The organism is Thalassotalea loyana (assembly GCF_030161435.1).
Taxonomy (GTDB): domain Bacteria; phylum Pseudomonadota; class Gammaproteobacteria; order Enterobacterales; family Alteromonadaceae; genus Thalassotalea_G; species Thalassotalea_G loyana.
In genome coordinates this window covers 95,163-103,679 of sequence record NZ_BSSV01000010.1, presented here as the reverse complement: position 1 = coordinate 103,679, position 8,517 = coordinate 95,163, and the positions used below count along the sequence as shown (strand labels likewise).

Sequence of the window (8,517 nt, the reverse complement as noted above, 5' to 3'; positions counted from 1 at the left end):
AAAAACTGACCTACTTGGTCGCTCTTTGCCATCCTTGGCATCGCGACATTAGTAAATCCTATTACGTCAGTAGAGAAAAAACGGAAATGTTCAAAGACAATAGTTTGTCTTTGTCCCGTTTTTTCACAGTAAGCTCTGCGCACTGTTAGCCAATTGCTAGACACCCATTCTGAAAGCCTGCTCAATTAGCAGGCTTTTTTCGTTTATGGTTGCTAGAAGCTTGAATTTGGTTCTTTGAGGAACTCGATCTCTTCAGGTGTCGACTGCCTACCCAGTATGTGATTTCGATGCGGATAGCGACCAAACCTATCTATTATCGTTTTGTGTTTTAACTCAAACGAAAGGTTTCCTTCATTGCCAAGTCTTTGATATAGCATTAATGCTTCTTGATGTATGAGAGCAGACTCACTATGCATAAAAGGAAGGTACATAAAGCTTCTGTGAGTCTCTTTTAACGTTAGGTCATAGCCTTTCTCAATTGCGAACTGTGAAAGGCACAGCGCCTGATTATCAAACGCGAAGGCATTAGGTGTATCTCGATACATATTTCTAGAAAACTGATCAAGTATGATGATTTCTGCTAACGAGCCTAAAGCGGTCGACCTCCAGCTGAAAAGCTCGTTATTAGCAGCTTGTTGATGAATTTTTTTAAATCGACGCTGAATTAATGCATCAAAGCCATCGTCTTTTATCCACCATAAGCTACTATCAATTTCTTCGAACCAGAAGGTTATTATTTCCTGTGGTGCCATTTGCGCCTCGTTTATTGATATTTTGCGGAAGTGATATATTCGCCAAAGCTCTCGCACCACACAATCACCGTGTTGTAGTCTTCAACATTAATGCCTTGCGGTACATTTACGATAAAGTTCTCAAATGTGTATATATCGCCAACAACAACCATCGTATCTTTTAAACGATTGAAATCTCTTTCAGTTTCGACGAAAGATTTAGATAAATATAGCTTGTAGTTTGGCCCTGGTGCTAAGTTGCCCATGAGTGTGATGAAGTTGTTGCCTAAACTTACGCTACCTTCGCCCCAATGCAGCGTATCACTGTCTAAACGCTCTCTGTCAAATGTTGTTGTAAATAGTTGATTAGTATTACTCGCAATCAATTCTCCTTCCGTAGGTGATGGAGGAGCGGTTAAAATGGGTAGCGAATAAATACCTATAGCGAAGCCAAGCAAGCCGACAACACCGTGAGATATGGTTGCCGTAATCAATTTCTTTATGTTCATATTTCTTCCGTATAACTTGGGTGCACATTTACTAAAAGACAATAAAATTGTTTCTGTTACAAAACAATTACTTTTTGTCTATTGGTAAAATAGACCCTCCGTGAGGGCGGATGATTTCAGGTGTTAAGCAAAGTAAAAAATAAGAAAAGAAAAAGGCCAATGTCGTCAAACATTGGCCTTTATTTCTTTCGAGTAAACGCTATTAAGCTTTCTTAGCGTTTATATATTCGTTTACTAATTCTTCCAATACATTTAATGGAACAGGACCATTTTTTAAGATGACGTCGTGATATTCTCGAATATCAAATTTATCACCTAATACTTTTTTCGCATGCTCACGCAGCTCTACAATTTTTATCATACCAATTTTGTATGCTGTTGCTTGTGATGGCATAACGATGTGTCTTTCAACCATTTTTACAGCGTCAGAAACTGCGTTTGGTGTATTTGTTTTATAGTATTCAATACCTTCTTCACGCGTCCATTTCTTTGCATGAATACCTGTATCAACAACTAATCGACAAGCACGCCATAATTCCATTGCTAAACGACCAAAGTCAGAGTAAGGGTCTTGATATAAACCAATCTCTTTTGGAATCAACTCTGAGTATAGGCCCCAACCTTCAGTGTGCGCGGTGTAACCACCAAATTTACGGAAAAGTGGGATGCCATCAAGTTCTTGCTTAATCGCGATCTGCATATGGTGACCAGGAATACCTTCATGATAGGCAAGTGCTGCCATTTGGTAAGTTGGCATCGCTTCCATTTTGTAAAGGTTTGCATAGTAGATACCAGGGCGTGAGCCATCAGGAGCAGGCTGTTGGTAGAACGCTTTACCAGCAGATTTTTCACGGAATGCTTCAACGCGTTTCACAATCATGTCAGCTTTTGGCTTGGTTAAAAACAAGGTGTCTAAGCGGCCTTTCATGTCATCAATTAACGCAACTGCTTCATCAATGTATCGTTGACGACCTTCTTCGGTGTCTTCGTAATAGAATTGTTTGTCGTTACGCATGAATTCAAAAAATTCAGCTAAGGTGCCATCAAATTTTACCTGTTTCATGATTTCACGCATTTCATCATGAATACGTGCAACTTCACTTAAACCAATTTCGTGAATTTCATTCGCTGTTAGATCGGTGGTCGTTGTGCGGTTTAGTGCATTATTAAAGAATGCTTCACCTTCAGGGAATTTCCACGCTCCGTCTTTCGTATCAGCTTTAGTTTCTAATTCGGTTAAATAGGCAACTAAACCGTCATATGCAGGTTTTAGTTGTTCTACCAAGGCAGCTTTTACTTCAGCAATAAGCGCTGATTTTTCTTCTTCACTAATTTCTAGTTTGTTTACCTTAGCTGTAAAATCCGATAAAAGGGTGCTGTCTTCACCTTCACTAAAAGGTGCACCCACTAAAATATTTTTCGAGTCACGAATAACATGTGGGAACACAAATTTCGGCGCAATAATGCCTTTTGCTTCCCTTAATTTTAATTCTTCCACTAGCTGTGCAATAAGTGTTTCACTGCCCTTTACTCGTGAAATGTATGCTTTTGCTTCTTCTACATTACTGATTGAATGTTGGTTGATTAAGAACGCAGGTACTTGTGAGTGAATACCAAACATCTGGTTTACAGGATAGTTGTGGAATCGCCATTGATAATCAGCAATATCATTCTCTAAACTTTGAACGAGCAAACGGTGACTAATTGTTGTTTGGTAGTCTAATTTGCTGACATCGATCGCTTTTACTTTGGCTAAGTTCTCTTTAGTTATCTCGAGCTCTCTTGCTTCGTTGGCCTGTGAAATATCGTCCCATTTATCATAGTCAGTTTTCATGCCTAAGTATGTTTGCATCATCGGGCTACGTTTTACGCCTTCATTGAATAGCTGATCGAATAATTGATTCGCTTTTTCAGATTCAGACATCGAAACTGCCTGTGTTTCTTGTTTCGCTGGCTCCGCCGTTTTTGTTGTTTGAGCTTCTTGATTACACGCACTTAACAATGTAGTGCTAATGGCTATTGCCAATAGAGATTTTTTGAAAGACATGATACTTCCTATGATATTATTTACTTGCAGTGTTACTAAATGCTGATTCAATTGCAATTCTAGCAAGACCAACGGATAGTATTCCACGATTAACAACAACAAGAAACGGGCATTTGTTTTGACTAAAGTGTTATCTCTGAGGAAAGCGACTGTAAATGACCGGAACTTCTTACTTCAGTTAAGGAAGTTAACAATGACTGAACATTTGTCGCGTGCAGGTATAGCGATGGATGATCAAAAGCACTTGGTGCGAATTGATGAGTTCTTTGAGGACTCTCTAATTATTGAATATAAAAGTCATGCGATAGGGCTGATTAAGCTTGGTAGATTTATTGACCGTCTTCACATAAGGCAATTACAAATACTGCCAAACTTTCAAAATAAGGGCATTGGTGAGAAAGTGATTAATCGTGTCGTAACTAGAGCAAGAGAGATAAACCAACCTGTTACTCTTAACGTATTGAAACAAAACCCTGCATTGAGATTATATCAGCGCCTAGGGTTTAGGGTTGAACAAGAAACTGAGCTTGAATTTTTCATGAAGTTATCTGTAGACCGTTGACAAACAAATAAAAAAATAAAAAAATAAAATCAGCGCTTGGATGCAATTATTAATAAGGAGGTTTTGTGACATCGGCATTTATTGAGGCTAAACAATTACAACTTGCCTTAAAGCGTATTCCACAACAAACAGAGATTACACTGACCTTACTTACAAAGTGTCGCGCTATAGCTTGTTATAATGATAACCCAATAGCGTCAAGTGGTATTGAGGCGTTGGGTGTCTTTGTAAACTCGCTGTCTTCTTTGTTAACGCAAGTTGATGCTAGATTAATATTTCATTCAAAACATTGTCTCAATATTAGTGGTGATGAACATACTATGTGGGACTATCAAGTTGTTATTGCATTTTCATCTATTTCATCAATTACTGAGCTTCTGAGTCTAGAGGCGTTTCATGATATTTTGCCTCACTTTTATGCCGGGGCGTCTAAATACGATACAGTCATTAGTTATTAACCGCATCACAATATTTAATAGCTGAGATAATTCAGAACAATAAGCCTTTATAAATATACGTGATACTATTTGACCTGTTAATTGGTATTATTTATTTTGGAAGTTGATAAACATGTCATTTAGTTCATTTATTCCGCCACAAAGAACCCTCATGGGCCCTGGTCCATCTGATGTTAGCCCACGAGTACTTAACGCGTTATCAAGGCCAACAGTTGGCCACTTAGATCCAACTTTTATCGGTATGATGGACGAAGTAAAACAACTTCTTCAATACGCGTTTAATACTGAAAATAAATTTACTATTGCACTTTCTGCTCCTGGTTCCGCAGGGATGGAAGCGTGTTTTGTCAACTTAGTTGAGAAGCAAGATAAAGTCATTGTCTGCCGAAATGGCGTTTTTGGTCAAAGAATGCTTGAGAATGTTACACGTATAGGTGCTACTGCAGTGGTTGTTGATTCAGCTTGGGGTAGAGCCGTTGAAGTTGACAAAGTAGAACAAGCGTTGAAAGAACACCCTGATGCAAAGTTTGTTGCATTTGTTCATGCTGAAACTTCGACAGGGGCAGTTTCAGATGCAAAAGCAATTTGTGCGCTTGCTCAGCAGTATGATTGCTTATCGATTGTAGATGCAGTGACATCATTAGGTGGCATAGAGTTAAAAGTCGATGACTGGGGAATTGACGCTATCTACTCAGGCAGCCAGAAGTGCTTATCCTGTGTGCCAGGCTTATCACCAATAAGTTTTAGTGAAAAAGCGCTCAGCGTTATCTCTAATCGTACATCGCCTATTCCAAGTTGGTTTTTAGATCAATCACTAGTTGTAAATTATTGGTCGGGTGAAGGCAAACGGGCGTACCACCATACAGCGCCAGTTAATTCCTTGTATGCATTACACGAGTCACTCGTTATGCTTCAAAACGAAGGTCTTGAAAACAGTTGGCAACGCCATCGTGATATGCACAATAAATTAGCCCAAGGTTTAGCTGAGTTAGGGTTAGAGTTTATCGTACCAGCAGACGAACGTTTACCTCAGTTAAATACAGTTAAAATCCCTGAAGGGGTTGATGATGCGAAAGTGCGTAGTTACCTACTTGAGGAATATAACTTGGAAATTGGTGCGGGGTTAGGTGACTTTGCGGGTAAGGCTTGGCGCATAGGTTTAATGGGGTATGCCGCTAGAGCGGAAAATGTTGCGCTTTGCTTGGCAGCTTTGAAGGATGCGCTAGACAAGTTTGGAAAATAAACAGATATTCAAATCAAATAAGGCCAGCTTCTTGTTGGGCTGGCCTTTTATCCTAGACTCTTACCATGAGCCGGTATTTTCCATACTTACCCACGGTTCTTGAGGTTCTAATTGGCCATCTTGCAGAAGCTCGATAGAAATGCCGTCGGGTGACAATACGAATGCCATATGTCCGTCACGTGGCGGTCGGTTTATGACAACACCGCCATCCATCAGTCGCTGGCAAGTCTCATAAATGTTTTCGACACGAAAAGCTAAATGACCAAAATTTTTACCATTTGAATACGGGGTTGTTTCATCCCAGTTATGTGTTAATTCTACTTCTGGCTCACCTTCTTCAGTTGCCAAGTAAATTAATGAGAACTTACCGTTTGGGTAGTCTTTACGTCTAATTTCTTTTAAACCAAGTAAATCACAATAAAAGCGCATAGATGCTTCAAGGTCGATAACGCGGACCATAGCGTGTAAATATTTCATATAGGAGTCTCAAGTCATTGGTGAGGTAAGAGAACTAAATTATAAGCATAAGTGAATGCAGAAAACTACTTTAGCACGAGAGCTGTTAGTATGATTATGGATAGTTATTACCATAATGATTGGAAGTTTTTGCTATATATCTTCAAATTCCGTGGCCTTATCATGTCCGCATTAAATTGATTCCAAGAGGAACTTATTATGTCTCATCAAATTATTGCTGATTTAAATACGCGATATACGGCCAAAAAATACGATGCGAGTAAACGCATTTCTACAGAAGATATGGACGTGATTAAACAAGCTATTCGTCTTTCTGCTTCGTCGATTAATTCTCAACCTTGGAAATTTCTTGTAATTGAAAGTGATGAAGCAAAACAACGTTTTCATAATACATTTGCTAATATGCACCAGTTTAATCAACCTCATGCAACTGAAGCATCACATATCATTTTATTTGCTAATAAAACACACTATTCAAAAGATGACTATCGTCGTGTTGTCGATGCGGAGGTTAGTTCTGGTCATTTACCAAAAGAGATGTATAGCAATATGTTAGATGGTGCATTTAGCTTTGCAGAGTCAAATACCGATAGCGAAGGCTTTAATGGTAACTGGACGAAGGCGCAAACATACATCGCACTGGGTAATACTTTACATACACTTGCTCGATTAGGTATTGCTTCAACCCCAATGGAAGGTGTCGATCCTGACTTGATTAGTGAAGTTTTTAAAGATGAACTAGATGGCTATGAATGCACTGTAGCGCTAGCAATGGGCTATCACCTTGAAGGTGAAGACTACAACCATGGTTTACCAAAAGCTCGTTTAGCAATGGATGACGTTGTGACCGTGTTATAGGGTTAATGTATAAAAAGCTCGTTAGGTGCGAGCTTTTCTATCCATCTAACATAGCCAACCATCGCGGTGGTTGGCCGATGAAGTCAATAACTTCTTCAATAAATGCATTTGCAAGCATGGTATTACGTTTATGAGGGTAAACAGCGTAAATAGCCATATCCATATTGCAAATTTTATGGTCCGGTAATAAACGTATAAGATCGAGCTTTGATAGAGGTTCAGTTATGTTGGACGTGTCAACTAAGGCATACCCTAAACCGTCTCTTACAGCTTCTATCAGTGTTCTTACATCGCTTACTTTGTAATTACTTTTCATTTTAAAGGATGTTAAGTCACTTCCGTCAATGTCATTCGAAATTCTGATTTGATCGAGTGTAACGTCTTCATTTCCATAAACTACTGCCGGTAGCTTTAAAAGAGCGTTTACGTCAGATGGCATTCCATGCTGATTAATAAACTCTCGAGAGGCAATTAACACGAAATAGCCTTCAGAAATTTTTTTGGCAACTAGATTGGAATCAGCCAATTTTCCCAACCTAAATGCAACATCATAGTTATCTGAAATAATATTGGTTTTGATATCCGTTAATTCGTGTATTAACCGAACATCAGGGTATTTCTTCATAAACTGTGAGATTACGGGCTGCAAGTAAGCATGGCCAAAATACGTTGGTGAGGTAATTCGAAGCAAACCTTTAGGTGTTGATTGGTAGCTGTCAGCAACAAGATGTATATTATTTAACGTGTCTTTTAACGTAAGTGCTTGCTGGTAAATATCTTCGCCTGCTTGCGTTAATGAAAATGAGCGCGTTGAACGATTAAGCAATTGCACGTTAAGGCTACTTTCCAGTTTTTTAATCTGCTTAGATAGTGCCGAATTATCCATATCATTTAATGATGCAGCTTTAGTAAACGAACCTTGCTGCACAACATCAATAAATAAAAATAACTGGTTGGTTAATGACATCTGATGCCTTAAGTTTGTTCAATTTATATTTATTGCTAAAGTAGCATAAGTTCAACAATGTTCTCTATTCTTACTCTGCGTTGAAAGCACTTTTCGAGATGTCCACCTATTAAATTAATACGCGAGATTCATCAGTGCTAATCATTTGACAATGCGTTGTTATGTTATAACATAACATTAGTAGTGTGTTTTGTAGAAAGTGTCCTATGAAAATCGATAACGCAGAGAAGAGCCTTTCAAAAGATGAAATCTTAAGTGCTCCTGAGTCTGATTATATGAACCAGGAGCAACTGTTTTTTTTTAAACAACATCTCATTGATTTACATGATTCAACGAGAGAGCGAATAAGAGAAGCTAAAGAACAAATGCTTAATCCGCCTGATCTTAGTGATGTCAGTGATAGGGCTAGTTGGGAAGAGCATATAGCAATTCTTATGAGAATTGTTGATCGGGAACAAAGGTTACTACCAAAAATTCAGGTAGCGCTAGAACGAATTCGTTTAGGCGAGTATGGCTACTGTGAAGAAACAGGTGAGCCTATAGGAATTGCTCGATTATTAGCGAGACCAACGGCAGAGTATTGTGCTGATGTGAAGTTATGTCAGGAGATGCAAGAGCATAACTTTGCCAAGGACAGAACGTCGCTTTCGTAATACATATTTAGA

10 protein-coding genes are annotated in these 8,517 nt (G+C 38.8%); 5 read left to right on the top strand and 5 right to left on the bottom strand.

Features of this window, described 5'->3' with window-relative positions:
* Positions 1–212: 212 nt before the first annotated feature.
* The 3 genes from QQK05_RS18135 to QQK05_RS18125 all read right to left on the bottom strand — a co-directional run bounded on the left by QQK05_RS18135 (position 213) and on the right by QQK05_RS18125 (position 3,287).
* Positions 213–752 carry a DUF924 family protein gene (locus QQK05_RS18135; protein ID WP_284301318.1) on the bottom strand — a complete coding sequence of 180 codons (540 nt, stop codon included), beginning with the start codon at positions 750–752 and terminating at the stop codon, positions 213–215.
* Between the two features lie 11 nt (positions 753–763).
* The gene (locus QQK05_RS18130) at positions 764–1,240 is read right to left on the bottom strand and encodes a DM13 domain-containing protein (protein ID WP_284301317.1); all 477 of its coding nucleotides are present in this window, start codon (positions 1,238–1,240) and stop codon (positions 764–766) included.
* Between the two features lie 202 nt (positions 1,241–1,442).
* Positions 1,443–3,287 carry a DUF885 domain-containing protein gene (locus QQK05_RS18125; RefSeq protein ID WP_284301315.1) on the bottom strand — a complete coding sequence of 615 codons (1,845 nt, stop codon included), beginning with the start codon at positions 3,285–3,287 and terminating at the stop codon, positions 1,443–1,445.
* A gap of 193 nt (positions 3,288–3,480) precedes the next feature.
* On the opposite strand from QQK05_RS18125, the gene QQK05_RS18120 reads away from it, so the two are divergent.
* The 3 genes from QQK05_RS18120 to QQK05_RS18110 all read left to right on the top strand — a co-directional run bounded on the left by QQK05_RS18120 (position 3,481) and on the right by QQK05_RS18110 (position 5,550).
* Positions 3,481–3,849, top strand: coding sequence for a GNAT family N-acetyltransferase (locus tag QQK05_RS18120; RefSeq protein ID WP_284301313.1), 369 nt, complete (start codon positions 3,481–3,483; stop codon positions 3,847–3,849).
* A 65-nt stretch (positions 3,850–3,914) separates the two neighbouring features.
* The gene (locus QQK05_RS18115) at positions 3,915–4,307 is read left to right on the top strand and encodes a hypothetical protein (protein WP_284301311.1); all 393 of its coding nucleotides are present in this window, start codon (positions 3,915–3,917) and stop codon (positions 4,305–4,307) included.
* Between the two features lie 112 nt (positions 4,308–4,419).
* Positions 4,420–5,550, top strand: coding sequence for a pyridoxal-phosphate-dependent aminotransferase family protein (locus QQK05_RS18110; protein ID WP_284301308.1), 1,131 nt, complete (start codon positions 4,420–4,422; stop codon positions 5,548–5,550).
* A 60-nt stretch (positions 5,551–5,610) separates the two neighbouring features.
* On the opposite strand, the gene QQK05_RS18105 is transcribed toward QQK05_RS18110, so the two are convergent.
* Positions 5,611–6,027, bottom strand: coding sequence for a VOC family protein (locus QQK05_RS18105; RefSeq protein ID WP_284301307.1), 417 nt, complete (start codon positions 6,025–6,027; stop codon positions 5,611–5,613).
* A gap of 198 nt (positions 6,028–6,225) precedes the next feature.
* On the opposite strand from QQK05_RS18105, the gene QQK05_RS18100 reads away from it, so the two are divergent.
* Positions 6,226–6,885 (top strand): NAD(P)H-dependent oxidoreductase, encoded by a 660-nt coding sequence (locus QQK05_RS18100; protein ID WP_284301305.1) that lies wholly within the window; start codon positions 6,226–6,228, stop codon positions 6,883–6,885.
* Positions 6,886–6,922: 37 nt separating this feature from the next.
* Here the strand turns inward: QQK05_RS18100 and QQK05_RS18095 are convergent, their stop codons facing one another.
* On the bottom strand, positions 6,923–7,852 hold the full coding sequence (locus QQK05_RS18095) for a LysR family transcriptional regulator (protein ID WP_284301303.1): 930 nt from the start codon (positions 7,850–7,852) through the stop codon (positions 6,923–6,925).
* Between the two features lie 206 nt (positions 7,853–8,058).
* On the opposite strand from QQK05_RS18095, the gene QQK05_RS18090 reads away from it, so the two are divergent.
* Positions 8,059–8,505, top strand: coding sequence for a TraR/DksA family transcriptional regulator (locus QQK05_RS18090; RefSeq protein ID WP_284301301.1), 447 nt, complete (start codon positions 8,059–8,061; stop codon positions 8,503–8,505).
* The last annotated feature ends 12 nt before the right edge of the window (positions 8,506–8,517 follow it).